Here is a 25,947-nt window from a genome sequence, read left to right on the forward strand (position 1 = left end):
GCCTGCGCTCCTTGACTCCTATCCTGACGGTTTCTTGACTCCGCGCCGACGGTTTTGCGACGCGGAGATGACGGGGCGCGATGCAGCCGCGGCGCAGGTGCGCTCCCTCGCCCCGTTCTTACGGGGCCGCGACGAGCTTCGCTCGCGCTGAGAGCGTTGGGGTGAGAGGCCTCCATCCGCGATCACGCTGAGAGTTGGATTCGCGGAGAGCCCCCTCACCCGGAATCTGCGCTACGCGCGGATTCCGGCCTCTCCCCGCACGCGGGGAGAGGCGAAGAAGAAACGAAGTGCCTAACGCTTCCAGTTGCAGATGCCGCCGGAGCGGCACGGCCAGGTCTGGATGCGGGTGTCCATCGCCTGTGCGTCGAGCGGGTTGCCGCGGCGATGCGCGAGCTTGGCACGAGCGGCGCCGCGCGGCTGCGGGCTCTTCGCACGGGCAACCTTCGGCTCGGCCACATGCACGCGTTCGGCCGCGACCTTCTTCGGCACGTCGAGGGGCTCGGCGCGGGCCTGCGCCTCGTTGCCGCCCTTCGCTTCCAGCGCGACCGGCGCGAATCGCGTCTCCGGTCCGAGCCGCTTCGGCGACAGGACCGCCTTGGAGAGATCGAGACCGAGATATTCGTCAGGCTTGTAGTCGTCAGCGCGCGCAATCCCACCCCATGCGATCGCAAGGGCGAGGGCAACTGCAAAAGGAACGCTTTTCAGGACCACGGACGCCTCCTGAAATTGATTATTAAAGGGACATTTTATCCCTATTTAGGAGGCGTCGCGCGCAATTCCAGCGGTCAGTTCCCGCCGTGGTTAAGAAGTTTCAGGCCACTTTTCGTGCCGCAACCGTACCGTCCAGGAAACCCATCAGGCGGCTGCGGATGATGGTGTCCGCTTCGGCCATGATACGATCGATGAGTTCCTTGCAGGAGGGGATGTCGTGGATCAGGCCGGCGACCATGCCGCAGCTCCAGGCGCCCGCATCCATCTGCCCGTCCAGCATGATCTTTGGATAGACGCCCGCGACCTGGTCGTGGATGTCGTCGATGGTCAGCTTGTCGCCCTTCGCGCGCTCGATCTCGATCAGGCGATCGACATTGGCGTTCTTCAGCACGCGCTCTGTGTTGCGCAAGGCACGCATGATCAGGCGGGTGTCGAGCTCGGTCGCGGCGACCAGCGCGTTCTTCACGTTCTGATGGACCGGTGCTTCCTTGGTGGCGATGAACCGCGTGCCCATGTTCATGCCGGCCGCGCCCAGCGACAGCGCCGCGACGAGGCTGCGGCCGTCGGCCATGCCGCCGGAGGCGACGAACGGGATCTTCAGCTCCTCCGCCGCGCGCGGCAGCAGGATCATGTTGGGGATGTCGTCCTCGCCGGGATGGCCGCCGCACTCGAAGCCATCGACGCTGACCGCGTCGCAGCCGATGCGCTCGGCCTTCAACGAATGGCGGACCGACGTGCACTTATGGATGACCTTGATGCCGGCCGCCTTCAGCGCAGGCATGTATTGTTCGGGGCTGCGGCCCGCGGTCTCCACCGCCTTGATGCCACCCTCCACGATGGCCGCGATGTACTCGGGATAAGGCGGCGCCGAGAAGGTCGGCAGGAAGGTGAGGTTCACGCCGAACGGCTTGTCGGTCATGTCGCGGCAGCGCGCGATTTCCTTCGCCAGCAATTCCGGCGTCTTCTGCGTGAGACCGGTGATGATGCCGAGCCCGCCGGCATTGGAAACGGCAGCAGCCAGCTCGGCAAAGCCGACGAAATGCATGCCGCCCTGGATGATCGGGTGCTCGATGCCGAACAGTTCGGTGATCGCGGTCTTCACGTAAGTTCTCCTCCCGGAATTTTGCTTGAGCTTGGAATCAGTCTAGCCGGACTTTTGCGCTGCGGTCACCATCTCTCTCCAAAGGGCCGGATCTCCATCTCGAAGGTCCAGGCGCTCTTGGGCTGCTGGTAGAGCTGCCAATAGGAATCGGCGACAGCCGCCGGCGGCATCAGGAGATCGGGATTGTCGAGCGCGTTGGGCCCGAGCGCCTCGAGCCGGCGCTGCCGCACCCATTCGGTGTCGACGCCGGAATCGATGATGAGATGGGCGACGTGGATGTTCTTCGGCCCGAGCTCGCGCGCCATCGCCTGCGCCACGGCGCGCAGACCGAACTTGGCGCTGGCGAAAGCGGCAAAGCCGCTGCCGCCGCGCAACGACGCGGTCGCGCCGGTGAAGAAGATGTTGCCGCCGCCGCGCGGCAGCATCAGCCGCGCCGCCTCGCGCCCCGCGAGGAAGCCGGAATAGCAGGCCATCTCCCACACCTTGCGGAACACGCGCTCGGTGGTGTCGAGGATCGGGAAGTTGACGTTGGCGCCGACGTTAAAGATGCAGACCTCGAGCGGCGCGTGCTTGTCGGCGTCGTTGAGGAAGGAGATCACTTCTTCTTCCTTCCGCGCATCGAGCGAGCGCGCATGGATCTCGCCGCCGGCGGCCTCGATGTCCTTTACCAGCGGCGCCAGCTTGTCGCCGTTGCGGCGGCCGGCGAAAACCGTGAATCCTTCCGCGGCAAATTTCTTGGCGATCTCGGAGCCGATGAAATCGCCGGCCCCGATCACGGCGGCAGTCGCGTTTCGCTTGGGCAAGGTCGCCTCCTCCGGTTAAGCAGTGATTAGCGGGAGGCTATAGTTCTAAAATAGAACTGTCAAACCTTCGGGCCGGATGCTAGCTTAGGCTCGAAATTTCGTTGGACATTCAAGTCAGTTCCTTTTCCTGACTGACGCGGCCTGAGCCGGAGACCGACATGAAGTGGGACACGCTGGACGAAGAGCAATGCTCGCTCTCCCGCACCGTCGCCGTGGTCGGCGACCGCTGGACACTCTTGATCCTGCGCGAATGTTTTCTGCGCGTGCGGCGGTTCGAGGCGTTCCAGTCCTCGCTGCAGATCACACGGCACCTGCTCTCCGAGCGGCTGAAGAAGCTGGTCCGCTTCGGCATTCTGCGCCGTGCCCCCTATTCCGAGGCGCCCAAACGCTACGAATACATCCTGACGCAGAAGGGGCTCGACCTCTATCCGATCATCATGGCGATGGTGCATTGGGGCGACACCCACATGGGCGACGAGCGCGGCCGCCCGCTACTGCACGAGCACAAGACCTGCGGCAAGCTGTTCGATCCCGTAATGGTGTGCTCGGAATGCGGCGAGCCGCTGCATGCCAAGCAGGTGCATGTGCATGCGGGGCCGGGGCGGAAGGAAGCGGTGGGGTGAGTTCTGCCTCACGACACCGTCGTCATTGCGAGGAGCGAAGCGACGAAGCAATCCAGAGTCCCTCCGCGGAAATGGTCTGGATTGCTTCGCTGCGCTCGCAATGACGGGAGGGCTTCAATGCCCCCGCACCGGCGCGCCGAGCTTGATGGGGCGCAGCACGGCCGCCGTGGGGATCATCAGCACGGCGACGATCGCAAGCGTCCAGAACACATCGATATAGGCGAGGAGGTCGACCTGCTGCTGCAGGGTCTTGCCGACCCAGGCCACCGCCTGTGACGCGGCATCGCTCGCATTCGAGCCCTGCGCCTGGAAATAGCGCGTCATGGCGTCGATGGTCTGCTGATAGCCGAGGTCGGACGGCGCGGCATGCTCGATCAGGCGGCTCTGATGGAATTGCTGGCGCTGGGCGAGAAGCGTCTGCGCCAGCGCAACCCCCATCGAGCCGCCGATATTGCGCGCGACATTGATCAGGGCGGAGGCCTGGTTGGTTTTCTCGGGTGGCAAGCCCTCATAGGATGCCGTCGTCACCGGAAGGAACAGGAAGGGAAGAGCGACCGCGAGGTAGATCCGCGCCAGCGCGGCATAGCCGTAGCTGATGTCCCCGGTAAGCCCGGTCAGATGCCACATTGAAAGCGCGGCGACTGCAGCGCCGAACATGATCAGATATTTCGGCTGCACTATCGTGACCAGTCGTCCCGCCACCGGCATCAACATCATCGTCACGACGCCGCTGGGCGACAGCACCAATCCCGCGAGCATGGCGGTGTAGCCTAACTCGGTCTGCAAGAGCTGCGGCAATAGCTGCGTCGTTGACATCAGCACTGCAAACGTGCCGAGCATGACCAGGAAACAGGACCCGAACTGCCACCGACCGAGCAGGCGGATGTCGACGATGGGATCATCCCGCGTCAACTCCCATGGGATCAACGCGAGCAGGCAGAAGGCGGAGAGCAGCGCAAAGGACAGGATCATGTTCGATCCGAACCAATCGTTGCGCTGGCCCTCATCGAGCACGAATTCGAGCGAGCCGAGCCCGATCGCGATGAGCAGGAAGCCGATGTAGTCGACGCGCAGGCCTTTGCTCAGCAGCGCCGCCCTCTCCTCTTCCGCCCCGGACGGCTCCTTGACCAGGGTGCCGACCAGGAACAGCGAGAGCAGCCCCATCGGCACGTTGATCAGGAACACCCAGTGCCAGGTGTAGGTGTCGGTGATCCAGCCGCCGAGCGTCGGGCCGATCACCGGCGCGACGACGACGGCAACGCCGTAGATGGCGAAGGCCTGTCCGCGCTTGTGCGGTGGGAAGGAGTCGGCGAGGATCGCCTGCTCGCTGGTCGCCATGCCGCCGCCGCCGAGGCCCTGGAGGATCCGGAACAGCACCAGCGCCTGCAAATTCCACGCGAGGCCGCACAATAGTGACGCGACCGAGAAAGTAGCCACGCACATCATGTAGAAGCGCTTGCGGCCGATCACGGTCGAGAGCCAACCCGAGATCGACAGCACGATGGCGTTCGCGACGAGATAGCTGGTGATGACGTAGGTGCTCTCGTCGATGCCGACCGCGAGCCCGCCGGCAATGTGGCGCAGCGCGACATTGGCGATGGTGGTGTCGAGCACCTCCATGAAGGTCGCGATCGAGACCACGAAGGCAATCAGATAGGGATTGTGTCCACCCGCTGCCGAGCGTTCCGGCGACCAGCCTCCGGCCGACGCGCCGTCTTGCGTCGTGTCCGTCATCGCACCCGGGTCCAGGGCACGACCGACATGCCGGGACCAACAGGCAGATCGGCCGGCCAGTTGTCGACCACGATCTTCACCGGCACGCGCTGCACCACCTTGACGTAATTGCCGGTGGCATTCTCCGCGGGCAGCAGGCTGAACGCCGTGCCCGAGCCGGGCTGCACGGAATCGACATGGCCGGTCAGCTTGCGGGCGGGATAGGCATCGATGCGGATCTCGACCGGCTGGCCCGGGCGCATGTCGTTGAGCTGAGTCTCCTTGTAGTTCGCGACGATCCAGACCTCGTCGGGCACGAACATCATCAGGCTCTGCCCTGCCGTGACGAAGGTGCCCTTGGCACCCGAGAGCTTGACGACGCGGCCGGACTGCGCGGCGACGACACTGGTGTATTGCAGGTTCAGCCTGGCCTGATCGAGCTGCGCCTGCGATTGCTCGAGCTGCGCCCTGGCGCCTTCAAGCTGCGCTTGCAGCGTCTTGATGCCGACCTGCGCAACGGCGACCGCCGTCTTCATGCGCTCGGTGTTGGCCTGCTGCGCCTGAAGGTCCGAGCGGGTCTGCTGCTGGCGCTGCACGGTGCCGGCGCCCTTCTCGACCAGATCCTCCGCGCGCTTGAACTCTTCCTGCGAGAACTGGAGCTGGGCCTGTGCCTGTTCGAGCTGGGCCTGGGCCTGCTTGATCTGCTCCTGCTGGGAATCGATCTGCGCCTCGACATTGCCGATATTGGCCTTGGAGACCGCGACCTGCGCCGCGGCCTGATCGACGGCGATGCGGTAGTCGCGCTCGTCGATCTTCGCCAGCAGATCTCCGGCATTGACGTGCCGGTTGTCCGTGACCGGCACGTCGGTCACGTAGCCGCCGACCTTCGAGGCCACCGAAAAGCTGCGCGCGGCAACGAAGGCATCGTCGGTGGATTCGTAGTGGCGGACCGCCAGCCAGTAGAGCAGACCGCCGATGAGCGCTGCGACCAGCACGATTGCGCCGACACTGGCGAGCAGCCAGTGCTCGTGAAACCGCTCGCGCAGCGTCGGCGTCTTCGCCGGCTTCCGGTCCTCGGCGTCGCGGGTCTGATCAGGAGATGTCTTTGGAGCTTCTTTCGACCTCTGCGGCTGCTCCGCGGACAGATCACGCTCCGGGGTTTGAGCATCCACGATGAACACCTTTCTCGGCACCAAAGCGGCGACGAGCAATCAGAGCGAGCTCGCGCACCGCGAGCCCAACCGCAGCGCCAGGGCATCGTTCCAGCTTGGGGAGCACCGCTGTCATTCGTGATCGCGATGCCTAAAAAGGAAGCGCGGCACCATCCGTGCCGCGCTCATCTCGATTGTCGTCTTCGGCGCAACTTGCTCAGTGCGTCTTGGTCTCTTGCCACTTCTCGAGGTCGGGCTTTGCCTCGCCCGGCTTCTGCTCCTTCTCCGGGTTACCCTTCCAGGGCTTGTCCGTCTGGGCATGCGATCCCCAGTCATTCTGCTGCCGGGGATCGTCGGTGGGCCGTTCCTTGCTCATCGAACTCTCCCTTGTGAAACCCTACGCGAAGGGAACACCGTAATAGGCGTTGATGCTACGCGTCGCGGCGTCGTCGCCCCAGTTCCAATCGCTGCGTTCGCCGTATTTCGGCGCGCCTTCGAGCGCCTTGGCGGTAATGCCCGTGACGTAGCCGCCGAGATCGGTGTCGTATTTCAGCGACTGCCAGGGCAACGGATAGTGATCGTTGCCAAGACCCAGAAAGCCGCCGAAGCCGAGCACGGCGTAGGACACCTTGCCGCTGACCTTGTCGATCATCACCCGTTCGATCGAACCGATCTTGTTGCGGTCAGCACCATAGACCGATGTTCCCTCGACCTTGTCGCTGCCGATCAGGCGGCCCATCTCGTTTCGATCCATTTCACCTTGGTTCAACATCTGTCGTCTCCACTCAGCCGATGTGAGAACCAACTTGCGCGAAGGGGTGATCGTTCCAGACGGCACCCGCGATCAGCAGGAACATCGGCGGAAACCGGCTGTTCTTAATCTCTCAGATCAGGAAACCTGAAAGCCAGCCCGCGATGTCCCAGACCGTCTCCGACTTCATCGTCCAGCGCCTGCATGAGTGGGGCGTACGCCACATCTTCGGCTACCCCGGCGACGGCATCAACGGCGTGTTCGGCGCGATGAACCGAGCCGAGGGCAAGATCGGTTTCGTGCAGGCGCGGCATGAGGAGATGGCAGCGTTCATGGCGAGCGCCTATGCCAAATTTTCCGGGCAGCTCGGCGTCTGCATCGCAACCTCCGGTCCTGGCGCCTCGCATCTGATTACCGGCTTGTACGACGCCCTGCTCGATCATCAACCCGTGCTGGCGATCGTCGGCCAACAGGCCCGCAATGCGCTGGGGGGCCAGTATCAGCAGGAACTCGACCTCGTCTCGATGTTCAAGGACGTTGCCGGTGCTTATGTCGTGCAGGCGTCCTCGCCTGCGCAGGTGCGGCACCTGATCGACCGCGCGGTCCGCATCGCGCTCGCAAGGCGGACTCCGACCGCGATCGTCCTCCCCAACGACCTTCAGGAAGAACCCTACGAAAGCCCCCCGCGGGCGCATGGCACGCTGCACTCCGGCGTCGGCTACAGCGCTCCGCGCATCACGCCGCGCGAAACCGAGCTCGACCGTGCCGCTGAGGTCCTCAATGCCGGCAACAAGGTCGCGATGCTGGTCGGCGCCGGCGCGCTGCACGCCACCGACGAGGTGATCGCGGTCGCAGACCGGTTATCGGCGGGCTGCGCCAAGGCGTTGCTCGGCAAGGCTGTGCTTCCCGACGATCTGCCCTGGGTGACCGGCTCGATCGGCCTGCTCGGCACCGAGCCCAGCTACAACATGATGATGGATTGCGACACGCTGCTGATGGTCGGCTCCGGATTTCCCTACGCCGAGTTCCTGCCCAAGGAGGGCGCGGCGCGCGGCGTCCAGATCGACATCGACGCCAGCATGATGTCGATCCGCTTTCCGATGGAAGTCGGTCTCGCCGGCGATGCCGCCGAAACGTTGCGCGCGCTGCTGCCGCGGCTTGCGCCCAAGTCCGACGGCGCCTGGCGCAAGGGCATTGCGGACGACGTCGCAAAATGGTGGAAGACGCTGGACGACCGCGCGCATCAGCCCGCCGCGCCCGTCAATCCGCAGCTCGTCGCCTGGGAATTATCCGCTCGCCTGCCCGACCGCGCCGTCGTCACCAGCGATTCCGGTTCATGCGCCAACTGGTTCGCGCGCGACCTGAAGATGCGGCGCGGCATGACTTCGTCACTATCCGGCGGTCTTGCATCGATGGGCGCGGCGGTGCCTTACGCGCTCGCCGCAAAATACGCCCATTCGGACCGGCCGGTGATCGCCTTGGTCGGTGACGGCGCGATGCAGATGAACAACATGGCCGAGCTCATCACCGCCGCCAAATACTGGCGCTCTTGGCGTGATCCGCGCTTCATCGTCTGCGTGTTCAACAACGAGGATCTCAATCAGGTCACCTGGGAGCAGCGCATCATCAACGGCGATCCCAAATTCGAGGCATCGCAGCGCATTCCGGACGTGTCCTATTCCCGCTTCGCCGAGATGATCGGGCTGACCGGCATCTTCGTCGACAGGCCGGAGTTGCTCGGCTCGGCCTGGGAGCAGGCGCTGGCGAGCGAGATGCCCGTCGTGCTCGAGGTGAAGACCGATCCCGAGGTGCCGCCGCTGCCGCCGCACATCACCTTGCAGCAGGCCAAAAACTTCTCTCTTGCGCTGATGAAAGGCGACCCCAACGAGAGCGGCGTGATCAAGGGAGCCGCGCGGCAGGTGCTCGAAACGATCCTGCCCGGAAAGGAGTGAACCATGAGCGATTTCCGCGATATCCAGCATGGCGTCAACGATCCCGTCGACGGCGTCGATGTGAAGTGGCAGATCAACTCCAACCAGACCCCGCATGAGCGGGCCCAGCGCCACGCCGATGTGCGTGCCGAGCCGTCGGCTTCTCCGTCCGAGCCGTTTCTGCCGGAGCGACTGCGGCGCAAGGCGACCGATCCGATCAATCCGCGCACTGGCCGCCACCCGACCGATTAGGAACTCCGGTCCCGAGGCCGTGTTGATCACCGCAAAGAACGGCGCAGCAAGCAGCCGCGCGGGTATCCAGAGGGACCGAGCATGAAACGTACCGCCATCGCATTCGCCTGCGTGCTTCTCGCAGGGCCCGCCCTCGCCCAGTCGCTGGGCGAGAAGACCGGCGTCAATTCGGCGCTCGGCGTCGCGCCGACCACTGCCGATTTCGTCAAGGAGGTCGCCATCAGCGACATATTCGAGATCGAGGCAAGCAAGCTCGCCGAGCAGAAGGGAAACGCCCAGGAGAAGCGTTTCGCGCAGCAGATGGTCACCGACCACACCAAGACCAGCGGCGAGCTGAAGGCGCTCGTCGGCGACGGCAAGGTGCAGGCGACACTGCCGACCGCGCTCGACAGCTCGCACCAGAGCAAGCTCGACAAGCTGAAGAACGCGACCGGCAAGGACTTCAGCTCGGATTACAATTCCTATCAGATCAGCGCGCACGAGGATGCGATCTCGCTGTTCGACCGCTACGCCAAGGGCGGCGACAATTCCGCGCTGAAGGACTGGGCCGGGAAAACGCTGCCGGCGCTCAGGCACCATCTCGATATGGCAAAGGAGCTCGGCAAGGCGGCGAGTGTTGGCCAGTCGAAGTAACCGTTTCTGAGGATGCCGGCCCTGCCGGCGTCCTCTCGTTTGGCAGCGATGCCCCCTCTCCGCGCATTGAGATCGCAAGATCGCGGAGGCCATCATGACGCATCGAGACAAGACATCACTATCCCGCCGGCAAATCGTCCGTGCGGCGAGCGCAACGCTCGCCGCGGCTTCGCTGGCATCTTCGGCAGCGAAAGGAGACGCGCCCATGACCTCGCAGAAACTGGCCGAGCAGAAACTTATTGACCCCGTCAGCCGCTATCCGAAGCCGCCGTTCAAGAGGCAGACGCAGCCCTGGCCGGGCCTTGCCGGCAAGATGGAGCCGCCCCCGGATCATGGCGAGACCAGCTACAAGGGCTCCGGCCGTCTCGCCGGCCGCAAGGCGCTGATCACCGGCGGCGATTCCGGGATGGGCCGCGCCGCGGCGATCGCTTATGCGCGCGAGGGCGCCGACGTCGCCATCAACTATTTTCCGAACGAGGAGCCCGACGCGCAGGAGGTGATCGCCCTGATCAAGAAGGAAGGGCGCATCGGCCTTGCCATTCCCGGCGATCTCCGCGACGAGGCCTTCTGCAAGAAGCTGGTCGAGCAGGCCCTGCAAGGACTGGGCGGTCTCGACATCGTCGTCTGCAACGCCGCGCGGCAGCAGAGCCGGGAGTCGATCCTCGATGTCTCGTCCGAGGATTTCGACGCGACGATGAAGACCAACGTGTATGCCCCGTTCTGGATCATCAAGGCGGCGCTGCCGCATCTGAAGCCGGGCTCGTGCATCATCGGCACGACGTCCGAGCAGGCCTACGACCCGTCTCCGGAACTCTACGATTACGCGCAGACCAAGGCTGCAACGATGAACTACGTCAAATCGCTCGCCAAGCAACTGGGGCCGAAGGGCATCCGCGTCAACGGCGTGGCGCCCGGGCCGATCTGGACACCGCTGCAGGTCTCCGGCGGCGCCCCGATGAAGAAGCTGGAGAAGTTCGGCGGCATGACACCGCTCGGCCGCCCCGGCCAGCCTGCGGAGCTCGCCTCGATCTACGTTCAGCTTGCCGCCTCCGACGCGAGCTATGCGACCGGCCAGGTGTACGGCTCCGCCGGCGGATCGGGACAGCCGTAGCGCCTAGTTCAGGAACGATCGCCGCCGCCTCGACTTTACAAAATTGTCATGGAGAACTTTTCGCCAGCCTTGGACCGATGGCGCTTGTAACAGTCAAACCAACACACATCGATATCGCGATCGCGGACGAGATCGCCGATCATACCAATGCCGGCCTCGAGGAGACTGCCGAAGCGCTGACCTGGGGCGCGGACGAGCATGTGCTGCTCGCTCTCGCTGCTGCGGGCTGGCTCTACGCCCGGCGTCGGCCTCCCGCGGAGCGCCGCACCGCTGATCACATCCTGGCGGTATCGCTGGCGACCGCGGTGCTGCCGCATGTCCTGAAATCGGTATTCGACCAGGTCAGGCCGGACCGTCTGACGGTGCGCGGCCATCGCCGCGGCGTCCCGTTCTCGGGACGGCCGCGCGATGCGTTTCCGTCCGGCCATGCCGTGCATATGGGCGCACTGGCGTCCGCGGCCAGCCTGTTGCCACCGGCGCGGCGCCGTCTCGTGCGCGCCATCGCCGTGTCCTTGTCGCTGACGCGCATTGCGCTGCTGGCACATTGGGCGAGCGACGTTGTCGCCGGCTTCACGCTCGGCATTGTCGTCGAACGGCTGCTGAGACCGTGGACGTTGACGAGACGGCAGCGCAATTCCACAGACCGGCGGGCGCGATCATGACCGAGTATGTCCTGCGCTTCATTGCCGGCGGCCTCATCGTGTCGGTCTTCGCGATCCTCGGCGATATGCTGCGACCCAAGAGTTTCGGTGGGCTGCTTGGTGCCGCGCCGTCGGTCGCGCTCGCGACTTTAAGCATCGCGATCGTCCAGCACGGCCCGTACTATGCTGCGGCCGAAAGCTGGACCATGATCTACGGCGCGATCGCCCTCGCCTGCTACAGCGTAGCCGTCTGCCATCTCCTGATGAGGTTTCGGCTCGCGGCGCTGCCTGCCACCATTCTCGCCTTTGCCGTGTGGCTTGCGGTCGCGTTCGGCCTGCTCGCGGGTCTCGAAGGAGCCGCCTGATGCTGGTCAAGCTGTCATCGTCGTCACTCAGGCAAACGCACTGGTATGAGTACGGCATTCGCTTTCTGCTCGGAGGCCTTGCGACAGTGTTCGCCGGGATCGTCAGCGCGCACTTCGGCGTCGCCGTCGGCGGGCTCTTTCTCGCGCTTCCCGCGATCTTCTGCGCCAGCGCAACGCTGATCGAAAGCCATGAGCGCCGGGCCAAGGAGAGGGCCGGTCTCAGCGGGCAAAGACGCGGCCAACAGGCCGCAGCGCTGGACGCTGCGGGTGCCGGTCTTGGAAGTATCGGACTTGCCGCGTTTGCCGCGACTTTCTACGCTCTGGTTTTGACGAGCGTGATTGGAGCCTTCGCTGCCGCCATTCTGATATGGGCCGCCGTTTCGGTATCGGCGTGGTGGCTGAGACGGACGCTTCGCATCACCTCCCGCCACAAGCAGCCCGAGCGCCTACAGCACTCAGCCAAGGGCCGAAGTGCCCCGTAGCTTCAGGAATCCATACATCTCGACAGCAGTCTGAAGCTGATCGAGCCGCGCGAGAACGGAGTCCCGTTTTTGGCCATCCGGCAGGCCGGATAGCTCATGCTCCAGCCGCAGCCTGTGCTCGTCGAGACGCTGCTCGAATGTGTGGGGTTCAGACCGTCTTCGCATCATCTGTCCTCGGCGGTTGCAGGCTCGGGCTATTCGCCCAGCGTTCGACTTGATCGATCACCTTCTGGTGGCTCGGACGCACCGGCTTTGGCGCTTCGGGCTCATCGGAAAGCTTGCGAGGCAACCTGACGTCCTCTGTCATGGCTTCACTCCCTTTCCAGAAGAATGCGCCAGCGCGCAAGTCGTTTCAATAATAACTTATTGATTTTATTGAATATTTTTGCTCATTTGGGGATTTTTCCGACTCTTATGGAACTCAAGACAAGTTCGTTCATTGAGTAAACTACTCAACTTGCTCAAATTGCGTAATCAACCATGAACGACCTTCGCGCCGAGCGCCTCCAGGTCATGCTTTCGCCGGAAGAGCTGGCCGCCGTTGATGATTTCCGGTTCAAGCATCGCATGCCGACGCGGGCGGCAGCTGTCCGCGAACTCCTGAAGTGCGGGCTGGCCGCTGTGGGCGTTGATGCCGCGGCCGGTGTGAAGTCGAGCAGCTTCGGCGTGTTCGGCCGCGGGCCTGATGGGCACACCCAGGGCGAACCCAACAACGGCCAAGACGACTGAGCGCCTCTCACAGCAAAACGGCCCCGGCACGGTGGGTGCCAGGGCCGTCCTTGGAGATTGCTTCCGGCGCACCGGGGGCATGACAGCCGAAAGCAACCTGTCGACTCTTCGCGCGAGGATTCGTTCCTCGCGTAACCAGCCTTGCGTGATCAGCCGCTCGGCGCGGCGCCGGAATCATCCGGCGTCATGCCGGAGCCCGGCGTCTTGCTGTTGTCGTTCAGCTTGGGATCTCGCGTCGCCTCACGCGACGGCGAGCCCTTGGGATCGGTCGTCTGGGGATCGGTCTTGTGCACGGTCTGTGCGCGCTGCTTGTCGCGCGGCTGATCCTCTGCGCGCTTGTCCTTGACGATACCGTGGTCGGAATGCGCCATGATGTCCTCCTCTCGCCTCTCCTGATGTCTTGGAGCGGCTACGCGCCGGCGCGATGAATGTTCCAGCGCGGAAAGACCCCAACGCTAGCTATGGGTTGCGTGGATCGCAGCCGAAGCATTTTCCTGATGCACCTGCCGCACCGTCGTCACGGCCGCGAACACAACCGAGACGCCGAAGGCAAGAATGAGCGAGAGAAGTGCAAGACGTGGCGCCATCGCAAAACCTCCTTCTGGAAAATCAACGCGATCGACTATTCCTGAATGATCCTTGATTGGGCGAACCCATTCCGTGAGCCGTCTCACATGCAGATTCTCGAACACGAGAGCGGTCAGGCATCCTGTGCTTGAACGACGCTGACCTTGACGGGCGGGATTTCGCCGTCGAGCCAGTCCTGCTCGGTCGCGAGCGCCGTCCAAGCGTCCGCCATACGCGAATAGCGTTTGTAGGCGGGTTTGCCTTCCGCGCGCTCGGCGAGCTGCAGGCAGTTGTCCGCGTTGTCCCTGAAGATGTCAGACTGTTTCATGGAAAGGACGTGGGGACGGAACTCCTGCATCGCAACCGCCCCTTACCGGATCGTAACGTTCGGGGAACTTCGCACGCCATCGGTCATTGCCTCTCCATGCGAGTTCTTGTCGCGATAGTCCTGGTCTTCATCAGCACCGCGGCGCTTGCCGACAGTACCGGCGAGCGGACGCCGGGCGAACGCGCCCCGACCGCAACCGATGTCATCACCGGCCTCTACACGTTCAGCCGCTTCCAGCAGGGCCTGCTGGAGAGCACGGACCTCAAGGGCAATGCGGAAGTGAAGAACCTCGCCGCACTGCGCGCCGAAGAAGCTGCCAAGCGCGACAAGGCGCTGAAGCAGATTCAGGACGCGATCGGTACCGAGCCACGTGTGGGCAAGACGACCTCGGTGAGCGCGAGCCTGGTCGAGCCCGAAAATTCCGACGGTCCGACCTTCGTCAAGAGCTTCTATGCCGCGCAGATCCCCGAATATGAATCCGCCATCAGCCTGCTGGAGCGCTATCTGAAAGCGCCCGATAACGCTGCGCTCGCGGCCTTTGCACACGAGCAATTGCCGATGCTCCGCGCCCAAGTGAAGGACGCCGAGCGCACCATGGCGGACAAGTAGCAGCCTTACTTGTCCTGCGGATGATGCTGCTGGTTCATCGGCCGCACCGTGCGATCGCTGTCGGGCATCATGTCGCGGCCTGCATCGCCATTGTCATCCTTGCCGCCCGAGGTCGAGGTGCCGCTGCCGCTCGGGTTCGATTTCGGCGCGGTCCCGGTGGTCTGCGACCCCGCCTGCGGGGTGGCGGAGCTTGCGGCGGGATCGCCGGTCACGGCCCCTCGCCCGCTAGGCGCACCGGCCTGCGCAAAGGCCGATCCGGCAGCAAACAATGTCGCGACGACGACGGCAAATCCGGCTCTCATATCTGCTCTCCCTGAGTCCGCTGATTAACCTCAGGGGCGAGCCCAGCGTTCCTAAAGCCGGGCGCTGCGGGTTTCGAAATGGGAACAACCGGCAACCTTCCAAGGGCGGAAATTAAGGATGGGAATATTTTCTGAAACCGGAAGGAACCATTGGCAATCTCTACGGTTATTTCGGCCGGGCTGAGCATGGCAAGTTCCAATTCCTGGCGTCGCAACCTTGGCGCTTGATTTCGAATTTGGCTGACGCTCTATTTTGAATCAGTCGCGTCTTGCCATCAGATTCGGCCGACGCCTGCGGGGGAATTAGTATGAGCGACCTCGATTCCGGAACAGCATCTCGCTCCGGTCGTCGCGTCCCGAAACCCAAACCCAACGGCACGTCAGAGCCGGATTCCCGGCAGGAATTGCTGCTCGCGCTCCAGGCCATGCGCAGCGGCGATTTCTCGGTCCGCATGAGCGGCGATTACCTCGGCATCGACGGCAAGATTGCCGACACTTTTAACGAAATCATCGCCGCCAACCAGCGCATGGCGCAGCAGCTCGAGCTCGTCGGCCAGGTCGTCGGCCGCGAGGGCAAGACCCGCCAGCGCGTGAAGTTCGGCCTCGCCTCGGGCTCCTGGGCCGACATGGAAGGCTCCGTCAACACGCTGATCGACGATCTGCTCTGGCCGACGCGCGAGGTGACGCGCGCCGTCGCCGCGGTGGCGCAAGGCGACCTGCTCCAGACCGTCAAGCTCGACGTCGACGGCCGCCCATTGCGCGGCGAATTCCTGCAGTCGGCGACCATCGTCAACACCATGATCAAGCAGCTCGGCGTGTTCACCTCCGAGGTGACACGTGTTGCGCGCGAGGTCGGCACCGAAGGCAAGCTCGGCGGCCAGGCCCAGGTGCCGGAGGTGACCGGCGTCTGGAAGGATCTGACCGAGAGCGTCAACTCGATGGCGAACAACCTGACCAACCAGGTTCGCAACATCGCCGAGGTGACGATCGCGGTCGCCAACGGCGACTTGTCCAAGAAGATCACCGTCGACGTCCGCGGCGAGATCCTTCAGCTCAAGGAAGCCATCAACACGATGGTGGACCAGCTCCGCTCCTTCGCCTCCGAAGTGACGCGCGTGGCGCGCGAGGTCGGCACCGACGGCAAGCTCGGCGGCCAGGCCATCGTGCCCGGCGTCGCCGGCACCTGGAAGGATTTGACCGACTCCGTCAACGCGATGTGCGGCAACCTGACCGCACAGGTCCGCAACATCGCCAACGTCACCACCGCCGTGGCGCGCGGCGACCTCTCGCGCAAGATCACCGTGGACGTGCGCGGTGAAATTCTCGAGCTGAAGGACACCATCAACACCATGGTGGACCAGCTCAACTCCTTCGCTTCGGAAGTGACGCGCGTCGCGCGCGAGGTCGGCACCGAAGGCAAGCTCGGCGGCCAGGCGCAGGTGCCCGGCGTGGCCGGCACCTGGAAGGACCTCACCGACAACGTCAACTTCATGGCCTCGAACCTGACCGCGCAGGTCCGCAACATCGCCGACGTCGCCACCGCCATCGCCGGCGGCGATTTGTCGAAGAAGATCACGGTGAACGTGTCGGGCGAGATCCTTCAGCTGAAGGAAACGCTCAATACGATGGTCGACCAGCTCAACGCCTTCGCCGGCGAGGTGACGCGCGTCGCGCGCGAGGTCGGCACCGAAGGCCGGCTCGGCGGTCAGGCCAACGTGCTCGGCGTTGCCGGCACCTGGAAGGACCTCACTGAAAGCGTCAACTCGATGGCGTCGAACCTGACTGCACAGGTCCGCAACATCGCCGAGGTGACGACGGCGGTCGCCGGCGGCGACCTCTCCAAGAAGATCACCGTGGACGTGCGCGGCGAAATCCTGGAGCTGAAAGACACCATCAACACCATGGTGGACCAGCTCAACGCATTCGCCGGCGAAGTCACCCGCGTCGCCCGCGAGGTCGGCACCGAAGGCAAGCTCGGTGGCCAGGCCCAGGTGCGCGGCGTAGCCGGTACCTGGAAGGATTTGACGGACAGCGTCAATTCGATGGCCTCGAACCTGACCGGTCAGGTTCGTAACATCGCCGAGGTCGCCACGGCCGTCGCCAAGGGGGACCTGTCCAAGAAGATCACGGTGAACGTGTCGGGCGAAATCCTTCAGCTGAAGGAAACGCTCAATACCATGGTCGACCAGCTCAACGCATTCGCAGGCGAAGTCACGCGCGTGGCGCGCGAGGTCGGCACCGAAGGCAAGCTCGGCGGCCAGGCCCAGGTGACGGGCGTCGCCGGCACCTGGAAGGACCTCACCGACAACGTCAACTCGATGGCGGGCAACCTCACCGCCCAGGTCCGCAACATCGCTGAAGTCGCAACCGCCATCGCCGGCGGCGACCTCTCGCGCAAGATCACCGTGGACGTGCGCGGCGAGATCCTTCAGCTCAAGGATACGCTGAACACGATGGTCGACCAGCTCAACCGCTTCGCGGGCGAGGTGACGCGCGTCGCGCGCGAGGTCGGCACCGAAGGCCGCCTCGGCGGCCAGGCCAACGTGCCCGGCGTCGCCGGCACCTGGAAGGACCTCACCGACAGCGTCAACTCAATGGCGGGCAACCTCACCGCCCAGGTCCGCAACATCGCCGAAGTGACCACCGCGGTGGCGCGCGGCGACTTGTCCCGCAAGATCACCGTCGACGTGAAGGGCGAAATCCTCGAGCTGAAAAACACCATCAACACCATGGTGGACCAGCTCAACGGCTTTGCCGGCGAAGTGACGCGCGTGGCGCGCGAGGTCGGCACCGAAGGCAAGCTCGGTGGCCAGGCCGAAGTGCCCGGCGTGGCGGGCACCTGGAAGGACCTCACCGACAACGTCAACTTCATGGCCTCGAACCTGACGGCCCAGGTCCGCAACATCGCCGAGGTCGCGACCGCGATCGCCGGCGGCGACCTCTCCAAGAAGATCACCGTGGACGTGCGCGGCGAGATCCTGCTGCTCAAGGACACCCTCAACACGATGGTGGAGCAGCTCCGCTCCTTCGCGGCCGAAGTGACGCGCGTGGCGCGCGAGGTCGGCACCGAAGGCCGGCTTGGCGGTCAGGCCGTCGTGCCCGGCGTCGGCGGCACCTGGAAGGATCTCACCGACAACGTCAACCTTTTGGCTGCGAACCTCACCACGCAGGTCCGCAACATCGCCGAAGTCACCACGGCTGTGGCGCGCGGCGACCTGTCGCGCAAGATCACCGTGGACGTGAAGGGCGAAATCCTCGAGCTGAAAAACACCATCAACACCATGGTGGACCAGCTCAATGCCTTCGCCGGCGAAGTCACCCGCGTGGCGCGCGAAGTCGGCACCGAAGGCGAGCTCGGTGGCCAGGCCCAGGTGCCCGGCGTGGCCGGCACCTGGAAGGACCTCACCGACACCGTCAACTTCATGGCGGCGAACCTGACCGAGCAGGTCCGCGGCATCGTCAAGGTGGTGACCGCGGTCGCCAACGGCGACCTCAAGCAGAACCTCACCGTGAAATCGAAAGGCGAGGTCGCGGCCCTCGCCGACACCATCAACAACATGACCTCGACGCTCGCGACCTTCGCCGACCAGGTGACGTCGGTGGCGCGCGAGGTCGGCGTCGAGGGACGACTGGGCGGCCAGGCCGACGTGCCCGGCGCGGCCGGCACCTGGAAGGACCTCACCGGCAACGTCAACCTGCTCGCGGCCAACCTCACCTCGCAGGTGCGCGCGATCGCGGAAGTGGCGACCGCCGTGACCAAGGGCGATTTGACGCGCTCGATCCAGGTCGACGCCCGCGGCGAAGTCGCGGAATTGAAAGACAACATCAACACGATGATCACGAACCTCCGTCTGACGACGGACGTGAACACCGAGCAGGACTGGCTGAAGACCAACCTCGCCAAATTCACCAACATGCTGCAGGGCCAGCGCGACCTCGCCACCGTCGGCCGACTGCTGCTCACCGAGCTGTCGCCACTGGTGAACGCGCATACCGGCGTGATCTACCAGGTCGAGAGCGAGGACAATCCGCGGCTCCTGCTGCTCGCCTCCTATGCCGGCGACGGCGTCTACCCCTATCAGCGCGTGCTGCCGTTCGGCGAAGGCTTGGTCGGCCAATGCGCGGTCGACCGGCGGCCGCGCGTGATCGCAGACATTCCCTCCGACGTGGTGCCGATCAATTCAGCCTTGTTCCGTGTCGCGCCGAAGAACCTCGTGGTGCTGCCGGTGCTGTTCGAGGGCCAGGTCAAGGCGGTGATCGAGCTCGCCTCGCTCACCTCGTTCACAACCTCGCAGATGACCTTCCTGGAGCAGCTCACCGACTCCATCGGCATCGTGCTCAATTCGATCGAAGCGACGATGCAGACCGAAGGCCTGCTCAAGCAGTCGCAACAGCTCGCCGGCGAGCTTCAGACCCAGCAACGCGAATTGCAGCAGACCAATGACCAGCTCGAGCAGAAGGCGCAGCAGCTCGCCGAGCGCAACGTCGAGGTCGAGCGCAAGAACCAGGAAATCGAGCAGGCCCGCCGGGCGCTCGAGGAAAAGGCGACCGAGCTCGCGCTGACCTCGAAGTACAAGTCCGAATTCCTCGCCAACATGAGCCACGAGCTGCGCACGCCGCTGAACTCGATCCTGATCCTGGGACAGCAGCTCACCGACAACCCCGACGGCAACCTCTCGGCCAAGCAGGTCGAATTCGCCCGCACCATCCACGGCGCCGGCACCGATCTCTTGAACCTCATCAGCGACATTCTCGATCTCTCCAAGATCGAATCCGGCACGGTGACGGTCGACGCCGAGGAAATCCTGACCTCGAACCTGCTGGAGACCGTCGGACGGCCGTTCCGGCACGAGGCGGAAAACCGCGGCCTGTCGTTCAAGATCGACGTCGACCCGAACCTCGCGCGCAGCATCGTCACCGACTCCAAGCGCCTGCAACAGGTCCTCAAGAACCTGCTGTCCAACGCCTTCAAGTTCACCGCCGAAGGCGAAGTGCGCCTGAAGGTCAGCGGCGCAGTCGGCGGCTGGGGCACCGATCACCCGGTGCTGAACTCCGCGCCGGCCGTGATCGCGTTTGAAGTGTCCGATACCGGCATCGGCATTCCCCTGGAGAAGCAGAAGCTGATCTTCGAGGCGTTCCAGCAGGCCGACGCCGGCACCAGCCGCAAATATGGCGGCACCGGCCTTGGCCTTGCCATCAGCCGCGAGCTCGCCAGCCTGCTCGGCGGCGAAATCCATCTGCGCAGCGCCCCCGGCAAAGGCTCGACCTTCACGCTCTATCTGCCGCTGAAATATTCCGGCCCGACGCTGGCGCCGCGTGCGCCATCGCCGCAAGCCTACAGCCAGCCTCCGGCGCTGCAGCCGACGGCACCGGCGGAGCAGCGCGTCATCGAGCAACTGCCCGACGACCGGCTCGATCTCGAGCCCGGCGATACTATCCTGCTGATCGTCGAGGACGACCCGCATTACGCCCGCGTGCTGGTCGATCTCGCCCGCGACAAGGGTTTCAAGGTGCTGGTCGCCGCGCGCGGCGCCGAGGCACTGGAGCTTGCCAAGCAGTACCAGCCGCGGGCGGTCTCGCTCGACGTGTTCCTGCCTGACATGCTCGGCTGGACCGTGCTGAGCCAGCTCAAGCACAACCCGCTGACCCGCCACATCCCCGTGCAGATCATCACGCTCGACGAGGACCGCCAGCACGCGCTGGCGCGCGGCGCCTTCTCCTTCGTCAACAAGCCGACCACGACCGAGGGCGTCGCCGCGGCGCTGACGCAGATCAAGGAATATGCGCGTCCCAGGCGCAAGCGGCTCCTGATTGTCGAGGACAACGAGGCCGAACAGCTCTCGATCCGCGAGCTGCTGCATCACGACGACATCGAGATCGTCACCACCGACACCGGCGCCGGCGCACTCTCGACGCTGCGCGAGACACCTTGCGATTGCGTGGTGCTCGACCTCCGCCTGCCCGATATGAGCGGCTTCGAGGTGCTGGACCAGATCCGCAACGACGAGGCGCTATCCAACGTTCCGGTCGTGGTGTTCACCGGCCGCGAGCTTTCGGCGGAGGAGGATGCGGAACTTCACACCATGGCGCGCAGCATCGTGGTCAAGGGCGTGGAATCGCCGGAACGTCTGCTCGACGAGACGGCCTTGTTCCTGCACCGCGTGATCACGGAACTTCCCGTCGAAAAACAGCGCATGCTGGAGAAGCTGAACAGTTCCGACGAGGATCTGATCGGCAAGACCGCCCTGCTCGTGGACGACGACGCCCGCAACATCTTCGCGCTGTCGAGCGTGCTGGAACGGCGCGGCATGAAGGTGCTGACGGCGACCACCGGCCGCGAGGCCGTGACGCTGGTCGAGTCCAATCCGGAAATCGCCATCGTTCTGATGGACATCATGATGCCTCAGATGGATGGCTATCAGACCATCGGCGTGATCCGCGAGAACCCGGCCTTCGCACGCCTGCCGATCATCGCGCTGACCGCCAAGGCGATGAAGGGCGATCGCGAGAAATGCCTGGAAGCCGGTGCGTCCGACTACCTCGCCAAACCCGTCAACACCGATCAATTGCTGCTTGCGATCCGCATGTGGCTGCACCGCTGAGCTGGATCCGCGAATGGACCACGAAAAGGTCAACATCCTCCTCGTCGACGACCAGCCGGCCAAGCTGCTCGCCTATGAGGTGATATTGAAGGATCTCCGCGAGAACCTCGTGATCGCCTCGTCGGGCCGCGAGGCGCTGGAGGTTCTGCTCAAGACCGAGATCGCCGTGATCCTGGTCGACGTCTGCATGCCCGAGCTCGACGGCTTCGAGCTCGCCGCGATGATCCGTGAGCATCCGCGCTTCCAGAAGACCGCGATGATCTTCATCTCCGCGATCCAGGTCAGCGACATCGATCGCTTGCGCGGCTACGAGATGGGCGCAGTCGATTACGTGCCGGTGCCGGTCGTGCCGGAGGTGCTGCGCGCCAAGGTCAAGGTGTTTGCCGAGCTCTACCGCAAGACCCGCGAGCTCGAACGGCTGAACCAGGACCTCGAGGACCGCGTGCGGGCGCGCACCGCCGAGCTGGAAAACTCCACCGCAAAGCTGCGCGAGAGCGAAGAGCGGCGCAGCATGGCGATCGCCGCCGGCAAGATGGGCTCCTGGGACTGGGACTGGATCACCGGAGACTGGATGTGGGACGAGGGGCAGTATCGCATCTTCGGCGTTACCCCCGAGAGCTTCGAGGTCAACCCGGCCAACGTCCAGGCCCTGCTGCATCCCGACGACGTCGATCAGCTCCGCAAGGCGGTCGCCGAGTTCAACAAGGGCACGCGGGCCTATGAGACCGAGTTCCGCATCGTGCGGCCCGACGGCGATGTGCGCTGGTGCGTCGGCACGGCCGCCGCCACGGCCGACAACAGCGGCCGCGTGGTGCGCGTGAGCGGCGTCACCGTCGACATCACCGAACGCAAGCGCGCCGAGGAGCGGCAGAACCTGCTGGCGCGGGAAGTCGATCATCGCGCCAAGAACGCGCTGGCGCTGGCGCAATCCATCGTGCGCCTCACCCGTGCCGACGAGGTCAAGGCCTATGTCAACGCCGTCGAGGGGCGCATCAATGCGCTGGCGCGCGTGCACACGATCCTGTCGCTGTCGAGCTGGCAGGGCGCCGAGCTTTCGAAGTTGATCGACGAGGAGCTCGCGCCCTATTCGCTCGGGGGCCAGATCAGATTGGCCGGTCCCGAGGTTCAGCTGGTGCCGGCGACCGCCCAGACGCTGGCGCTGGCGCTGCACGAGCTTTTCACCAACTCGGCCAAATATGGCGCGCTCTCGACACGGTCGGGCCGGCTGATGATCAGCTGGCAGGTCGAGGACGACCACCTCAGGCTGACCTGGGAGGAATCCGGCGGTCCGCTGGTGAGAACACCGCAATCGCGCGGCTTCGGTACGCGGAGCTTGCTTGCGAGCGTCGAGTCCCAGCTCGGCGGACAGGCACAATTCGATTGGCGTGCCGAGGGCCTGTTGTGCCGCCTTGAGGTGCCGTTGACCCGCAGGACCATGCCGACGACCGCAGCTGGTCAATTCGACGCCGGCAACTCCGCCGAGCTGCAGCGCGCATCCGGTTAACCGGATGCGGCCGTCGTCATGTGCTGCGCCGGACGCGGCTCGTTCGCGACCCGCCCTTCGAGCCAGGCTTCCGTTCGGGCGAGATCTTGCAGCGCTCTCGCGTAGCGGCGTGCGGCGCTGCGCTCTGCACCGCGCGGCAGCTTGCGTGCCTTGCGCAGCATGTCGGCGGCGGCGTTGCGGTACGCCAGCGAACGGTAAAGAAAAACGACCTTACCCATATCCAAGGTTCCCGTGTTGATGGCGTCCATCCTCGCAAGCCCGGCATGAACGTTGGATGAAGCGGCAAATGACAATTCCTTCATGCGGGTGGAACCCATCGGCGTCGCGCGCGTTTTGCATGCAGAACCGAGGGTCGGTTCCATGCTTGCGACAAAGCCGCCTAAGAAACCGCCGAGCCTGATCTCTCCCGCCGGAGCCATCAAGCTTGTGACGCATACGATGATGGGCGCAGCTCTCGGGCTCGCATTCGGTCTCGCGCTCACGCTCTCCAATCCCGCGGTCGCCAGCCTGCTTAATCACGGCGGACGCCAGGCCGTTCTCGTCTTCATGCTCACATTGGTGACGACGTTCGCGATCGGGGCGACCCTTACGGGTGTCGTGTTCATCATCGCGGAAGACAAGGAATCTTGACGCGTGTGTGAAGCGCGCGGCTTGCTTTGTCAGGAACTCCTGCGGCAAACGGCGGTTGGCTGCCTGCGTCAATTCAACTCAGGGAGTTCCCGCGCATGAAGACCACGAAGCTCGCTCTCGCTGTGATGCTGGCAACCGGCCTCGCCGCCGCCCCGTTCGCCGCGCAGGCCAAGTCGCACAAAGCCAAGCATGAATCCTCGACGACGTCGTCGCAGACCACGGGCGCCAACACCAAGTCCTCCAAGGGTGCCGATCCCTCCGGCCAGGGCGGCTCCGGTCCCGGCTCCGACCAAGGCGGCACCATGACCAACAACAAAGGCGGCATGAGCAACACCAAATAAGCTCGCCGCAATTCGCAAAGGCCCCGCATGCGCGGGGCCTTTCACTGTGTGTCTCAACAAGATTCTTTCAAGGCCACATGGTCGGTGCGTGGACCAGCGCGTTCCGGCCCGCCTGCCTCAGATCCTCGAGCGAGCAGCGATCCTCCCGCATCATCTCACGCAGTCTTGCCGCGACGCGCTCGCGCGTTGCCGTCTCGGAGAGAGGAAGTCCGGCGCAGATCTCGTCATGCACCGCCTGCAGCAAGGCAGCCGCGTCCGCATCAGACATTGGCAAGCTCCCGCGTGTCGCGTTCGCTTTAGCTGCGTCGGATATCAGGGATGTTAAGGCGGTCGCCCGCCGAATTGCTCTTCACGAGATGGTCGAGCTGCGCCCGCTTGCGGGTGATCAGGAGCTGGGCCGCGGCGTCGTCGAGGCCTTCGCGCTGCAATTGCCTGACGGCAGAGCCCAGTTCGAGAATCTCGGCGCGCAGTCTCAGGATCCGGTACGTGTCCGGGTCGTCCTCCACCGCCCGCTCCCAAATGTCTCAGCGGCGCGCGATCGCGCGCACGGGATTGGCTAATGTCTTCACGGAACGAAGGCGCACCCGGTCGCGGACATCCGGCAGGACGTCGCCGCCGCCGGCAGCCTTCCACTCACCGATCAGCAGGTTGATTTTCCGGCGCAGACCCATCTGCGCCAGGGCCTTTTCTGTGCAGTCGCGGTCGCGATTGACGAGGTCGCGCACCGACGCCTCCATATCGGCCATCTCCAGCCTCAAGGCACTGATTTTACGTCGAATTTCATTAATTCTGTTGTCCATGACTTGTTAGAACAAAATAAGAACATATAGTCAAGTCACGATTTCAGAACGGAGAGGTCAGATGCAGGTTCAAGGTAAATACGATGCCAAGGCTTTTCTCGACGCCAAGGCTTTTCTCGACGCCAAGACTTTTCGTGACGCCAAGACTCTTCGTGACGCCAAGGCTTTCCTCAGCGAACAGATGACGCGGGCGCAAGGCCTGAAGCTGAAGCGGCTGAGCGAGGAGGCCTATCAGCCCGCGCAATATGATCGCGCTCTGTCCTTCAGCGAGGCTGCGCGGCGCATCCAGGTGCTGGAAGCCGAGATCGAACTCGCGAACTCGTTCTAGCTGCGTCGCGTAGCGGAACGCTGCGTACGCGCTTTCGGAACCTTGCCTGCATCGCGTGGTTCTCCCCGACCAAGGGAGAACATCCATGGCACGCAAGGCCAAGAAACGACGTTACTCGCGCAGCTCCGGCAGCGATGTCGAAAGCGAAATGCGACGCTACAAGAAGGGTACTGCAAAGAGCGGCCGTGGTGGTCGCGGCGGGCGCGTGAAGAGCCGCAAGCAAGCGATCGCGATCGGCCTGTCAAAGGCGCGCAAGAAGGGAAAGAAGGTCCCGAAGAAGGCGTCGAAGCGCAAGAGCTCCAAGAAGGCATCGAAGAAGAAGACGACCAGGAAATCGTCGAAGCGCAAATCCAGCAAGCGGTGACGCCGGCCGGCGTCAGATCATGCTGCCGGGCATGAAGCAGCGAATCGCAACCCCGAACGCGGTCTTCACCGGCCAGACCATGGTGTGGCCTGCCCGGTTCGGCTCGGTGATGACGGCCTCGTCGGGCACGTCCACCCACTGACCGTCGAGCCGCACACGATAATGCCCGTCATGCGATTCCCAATCGGGATCGGAGACGGCAAAGCCATCCGCATCCGAGCAACACGGCCCGAGATGGCTGCGCAGACTGTCGAACCAGGGTTTTAAGGGCGAGTTCGCGTAACGGCCATCGTCGCGCCCCAGGGCGCTCCCGGTCGTCAGCACGATTGGCGCCACGAGCAGCGCACATCTCAGCGAGAGCTTCAATCGATCCATGTCGGCACCGATCAAATGCGAACGTCAGGTTCCACGAGACGGCCGGGCGTTCGAAGTTTCACTCCTGCGATTTACCCGGGCGTCGTCATCGGCGCCAAGGCACAACACGTTATTCCAAAGTGTGACCAGCGAACGCGGCTTTTTCGGACGAACCCGTCATCATCGCTGCCGTTAACGAGAATGTTATCGGTGGCCTGTG

Annotated in this window: 33 protein-coding genes; 16 read left to right on the forward strand and 17 right to left on the reverse strand. The window is 64.2% G+C overall.

All coding sequences use genetic code 11. The features are described 5' to 3' along the window. Positions 1-291: 291 nt before the first annotated feature. From RAD16_RS18990 to RAD16_RS19000, 3 genes are all read right to left on the reverse strand, one after another. Positions 292-711 (reverse strand): hypothetical protein, encoded by a 420-nt coding sequence (locus tag RAD16_RS18990; RefSeq protein ID WP_458159428.1) that lies wholly within the window; start codon positions 709-711, stop codon positions 292-294. A 100-nt stretch (positions 712-811) separates the two neighbouring features. Continuing rightward, positions 812-1,813 carry an NAD(P)H-dependent flavin oxidoreductase gene (locus RAD16_RS18995; RefSeq protein ID WP_458159429.1) on the reverse strand — a complete coding sequence of 334 codons (1,002 nt, stop codon included), beginning with the start codon at positions 1,811-1,813 and terminating at the stop codon, positions 812-814. 65 nt (positions 1,814-1,878) lie between these two features. Then, positions 1,879-2,616 (reverse strand): SDR family oxidoreductase, encoded by a 738-nt coding sequence (locus RAD16_RS19000; protein ID WP_458159430.1) that lies wholly within the window; start codon positions 2,614-2,616, stop codon positions 1,879-1,881. A gap of 158 nt (positions 2,617-2,774) precedes the next feature. On the opposite strand from RAD16_RS19000, the gene RAD16_RS19005 reads away from it, so the two are divergent. Then, the gene (locus RAD16_RS19005; RefSeq protein WP_458159431.1) at positions 2,775-3,239 is read left to right on the forward strand and encodes a winged helix-turn-helix transcriptional regulator; all 465 of its coding nucleotides are present in this window, start codon (positions 2,775-2,777) and stop codon (positions 3,237-3,239) included. A gap of 114 nt (positions 3,240-3,353) precedes the next feature. Here RAD16_RS19005 and RAD16_RS19010 read toward each other — a convergent pair whose 3' ends face one another. The 4 genes from RAD16_RS19010 to RAD16_RS19025 form a co-directional block, all read right to left on the reverse strand. Then, on the reverse strand, positions 3,354-4,973 hold the full coding sequence (locus RAD16_RS19010; protein WP_458159432.1) for a DHA2 family efflux MFS transporter permease subunit: 1,620 nt from the start codon (positions 4,971-4,973) through the stop codon (positions 3,354-3,356). After that, positions 4,970-6,124 (reverse strand): HlyD family secretion protein, encoded by a 1,155-nt coding sequence (locus tag RAD16_RS19015; RefSeq protein WP_458159433.1) that lies wholly within the window; start codon positions 6,122-6,124, stop codon positions 4,970-4,972. Before RAD16_RS19015 ends, RAD16_RS19010 begins: the two co-directional genes overlap by 4 nt. A gap of 196 nt (positions 6,125-6,320) precedes the next feature. Further along, a complete protein-coding gene (locus RAD16_RS19020) occupies positions 6,321-6,479 on the reverse strand; it encodes a hypothetical protein (RefSeq protein ID WP_458159434.1) in 159 nt (52 codons plus the stop codon). A 21-nt stretch (positions 6,480-6,500) separates the two neighbouring features. Further along, on the reverse strand, positions 6,501-6,875 hold the full coding sequence (locus RAD16_RS19025) for a PRC-barrel domain-containing protein (RefSeq protein WP_458159435.1): 375 nt from the start codon (positions 6,873-6,875) through the stop codon (positions 6,501-6,503). A gap of 143 nt (positions 6,876-7,018) precedes the next feature. Here RAD16_RS19025 and RAD16_RS19030 point away from each other — a divergent pair, with 143 nt between their 5' ends. From RAD16_RS19030 to RAD16_RS19060, 7 genes are all read left to right on the forward strand, one after another. After that, positions 7,019-8,806, forward strand: a complete 1,788-nt coding sequence (locus tag RAD16_RS19030; protein WP_458159436.1) for a thiamine pyrophosphate-requiring protein — start codon at positions 7,019-7,021, stop codon at positions 8,804-8,806. Positions 8,807-8,809: 3 nt separating this feature from the next. Further along, the gene (locus tag RAD16_RS19035) at positions 8,810-9,037 is read left to right on the forward strand and encodes a hypothetical protein (RefSeq protein ID WP_458159437.1); all 228 of its coding nucleotides are present in this window, start codon (positions 8,810-8,812) and stop codon (positions 9,035-9,037) included. An 81-nt stretch (positions 9,038-9,118) separates the two neighbouring features. Beyond that, the gene (locus RAD16_RS19040; protein WP_458159438.1) at positions 9,119-9,670 is read left to right on the forward strand and encodes a DUF4142 domain-containing protein; all 552 of its coding nucleotides are present in this window, start codon (positions 9,119-9,121) and stop codon (positions 9,668-9,670) included. Positions 9,671-9,875: 205 nt separating this feature from the next. After that, the gene (locus RAD16_RS19045; protein ID WP_458159439.1) at positions 9,876-10,781 is read left to right on the forward strand and encodes an SDR family oxidoreductase; all 906 of its coding nucleotides are present in this window, start codon (positions 9,876-9,878) and stop codon (positions 10,779-10,781) included. A gap of 77 nt (positions 10,782-10,858) precedes the next feature. Then, the gene (locus RAD16_RS19050; RefSeq protein ID WP_458159440.1) at positions 10,859-11,443 is read left to right on the forward strand and encodes a phosphatase PAP2 family protein; all 585 of its coding nucleotides are present in this window, start codon (positions 10,859-10,861) and stop codon (positions 11,441-11,443) included. Then, on the forward strand, positions 11,440-11,787 hold the full coding sequence (locus tag RAD16_RS19055; protein WP_458159441.1) for a DUF3147 family protein: 348 nt from the start codon (positions 11,440-11,442) through the stop codon (positions 11,785-11,787). Before RAD16_RS19050 ends, RAD16_RS19055 begins: the two co-directional genes overlap by 4 nt. Next, positions 11,787-12,269: a hypothetical protein gene (locus RAD16_RS19060; protein ID WP_458159442.1), complete on the forward strand. Its 483-nt coding sequence runs from the start codon at positions 11,787-11,789 to the stop codon at positions 12,267-12,269. Before RAD16_RS19055 ends, RAD16_RS19060 begins: the two co-directional genes overlap by 1 nt. Positions 12,270-12,417: 148 nt before the next feature. Here the strand turns inward: RAD16_RS19060 and RAD16_RS19065 are convergent, their stop codons facing one another. Then, a complete protein-coding gene (locus RAD16_RS19065; RefSeq protein WP_458159443.1) occupies positions 12,418-12,576 on the reverse strand; it encodes a hypothetical protein in 159 nt (52 codons plus the stop codon). 173 nt (positions 12,577-12,749) lie between these two features. On the opposite strand from RAD16_RS19065, the gene RAD16_RS19070 reads away from it, so the two are divergent. Next, complete coding sequence (locus tag RAD16_RS19070) at positions 12,750-12,998, forward strand: hypothetical protein (RefSeq protein ID WP_458159444.1); 249 nt, start codon at positions 12,750-12,752, stop codon at positions 12,996-12,998. Positions 12,999-13,147: 149 nt separating this feature from the next. Here RAD16_RS19070 and RAD16_RS19075 read toward each other — a convergent pair whose 3' ends face one another. From RAD16_RS19075 to RAD16_RS19085, 3 genes are all read right to left on the reverse strand, one after another. Continuing rightward, positions 13,148-13,369, reverse strand: a complete 222-nt coding sequence (locus tag RAD16_RS19075) for a hypothetical protein (protein WP_458159445.1) — start codon at positions 13,367-13,369, stop codon at positions 13,148-13,150. 84 nt (positions 13,370-13,453) lie between these two features. Beyond that, positions 13,454-13,585, reverse strand: coding sequence for a hypothetical protein (locus RAD16_RS19080; RefSeq protein ID WP_458159446.1), 132 nt, complete (start codon positions 13,583-13,585; stop codon positions 13,454-13,456). Positions 13,586-13,698: 113 nt separating this feature from the next. Beyond that, a complete protein-coding gene (locus tag RAD16_RS19085; protein ID WP_458159655.1) occupies positions 13,699-13,893 on the reverse strand; it encodes a hypothetical protein in 195 nt (64 codons plus the stop codon). 96 nt (positions 13,894-13,989) lie between these two features. Between RAD16_RS19085 and RAD16_RS19090 the strand changes: the two genes are divergently transcribed. Next, on the forward strand, positions 13,990-14,502 hold the full coding sequence (locus RAD16_RS19090; protein WP_458159447.1) for a DUF4142 domain-containing protein: 513 nt from the start codon (positions 13,990-13,992) through the stop codon (positions 14,500-14,502). A 5-nt stretch (positions 14,503-14,507) separates the two neighbouring features. Here the strand turns inward: RAD16_RS19090 and RAD16_RS19095 are convergent, their stop codons facing one another. Continuing rightward, positions 14,508-14,804 (reverse strand): hypothetical protein, encoded by a 297-nt coding sequence (locus RAD16_RS19095; RefSeq protein ID WP_458159448.1) that lies wholly within the window; start codon positions 14,802-14,804, stop codon positions 14,508-14,510. A 308-nt stretch (positions 14,805-15,112) separates the two neighbouring features. On the opposite strand from RAD16_RS19095, the gene RAD16_RS19100 reads away from it, so the two are divergent. Further along, complete coding sequence (locus RAD16_RS19100; protein ID WP_458159449.1) at positions 15,113-21,406, forward strand: HAMP domain-containing protein; 6,294 nt, start codon at positions 15,113-15,115, stop codon at positions 21,404-21,406. A gap of 13 nt (positions 21,407-21,419) precedes the next feature. Continuing rightward, entirely contained in the window at positions 21,420-22,910 is a 1,491-nt protein-coding gene (locus RAD16_RS19105) for an HWE histidine kinase domain-containing protein (RefSeq protein WP_458159450.1), read from the forward strand. Here RAD16_RS19105 and RAD16_RS19110 read toward each other — a convergent pair. Then, positions 22,907-23,212 (reverse strand): hypothetical protein, encoded by a 306-nt coding sequence (locus RAD16_RS19110; RefSeq protein WP_458159451.1) that lies wholly within the window; start codon positions 23,210-23,212, stop codon positions 22,907-22,909. The two genes, RAD16_RS19105 and RAD16_RS19110, sit on opposite strands and share 4 nt — an antisense overlap. A gap of 58 nt (positions 23,213-23,270) precedes the next feature. On the opposite strand from RAD16_RS19110, the gene RAD16_RS19115 reads away from it, so the two are divergent. Next, positions 23,271-23,540, forward strand: coding sequence for a hypothetical protein (locus tag RAD16_RS19115; protein WP_458159656.1), 270 nt, complete (start codon positions 23,271-23,273; stop codon positions 23,538-23,540). A gap of 95 nt (positions 23,541-23,635) precedes the next feature. Further along, positions 23,636-23,881 (forward strand): hypothetical protein, encoded by a 246-nt coding sequence (locus RAD16_RS19120; protein ID WP_458159452.1) that lies wholly within the window; start codon positions 23,636-23,638, stop codon positions 23,879-23,881. Between the two features lie 67 nt (positions 23,882-23,948). Here RAD16_RS19120 and RAD16_RS19125 read toward each other — a convergent pair whose 3' ends face one another. Genes RAD16_RS19125 through RAD16_RS19135 form a run of 3 tightly spaced genes read right to left on the reverse strand, consistent with a single transcriptional unit; the run spans position 23,949 to position 24,627 of the window. Continuing rightward, a complete protein-coding gene (locus RAD16_RS19125) occupies positions 23,949-24,149 on the reverse strand; it encodes a hypothetical protein (RefSeq protein ID WP_458159453.1) in 201 nt (66 codons plus the stop codon). Between the two features lie 28 nt (positions 24,150-24,177). After that, a complete protein-coding gene (locus tag RAD16_RS19130) occupies positions 24,178-24,387 on the reverse strand; it encodes a hypothetical protein (RefSeq protein ID WP_458159454.1) in 210 nt (69 codons plus the stop codon). A gap of 18 nt (positions 24,388-24,405) precedes the next feature. Beyond that, positions 24,406-24,627, reverse strand: a complete 222-nt coding sequence (locus RAD16_RS19135) for a hypothetical protein (RefSeq protein ID WP_458159455.1) — start codon at positions 24,625-24,627, stop codon at positions 24,406-24,408. Positions 24,628-24,742: 115 nt separating this feature from the next. Between RAD16_RS19135 and RAD16_RS19140 the strand changes: the two genes are divergently transcribed. After that, positions 24,743-25,009: a DUF3072 domain-containing protein gene (locus tag RAD16_RS19140; protein WP_458159456.1), complete on the forward strand. Its 267-nt coding sequence runs from the start codon at positions 24,743-24,745 to the stop codon at positions 25,007-25,009. An 85-nt stretch (positions 25,010-25,094) separates the two neighbouring features. Further along, positions 25,095-25,373, forward strand: a complete 279-nt coding sequence (locus tag RAD16_RS19145) for a DUF6496 domain-containing protein (protein ID WP_458159457.1) — start codon at positions 25,095-25,097, stop codon at positions 25,371-25,373. Positions 25,374-25,385: 12 nt separating this feature from the next. Here RAD16_RS19145 and RAD16_RS19150 read toward each other — a convergent pair whose 3' ends face one another. Then, on the reverse strand, positions 25,386-25,748 hold the full coding sequence (locus RAD16_RS19150; protein ID WP_458159458.1) for a hypothetical protein: 363 nt from the start codon (positions 25,746-25,748) through the stop codon (positions 25,386-25,388). Positions 25,749-25,947 lie beyond the last annotated feature (199 nt).

The sequence above is a fragment of the Bradyrhizobium sp. 18BD genome, assembly GCF_054185225.1.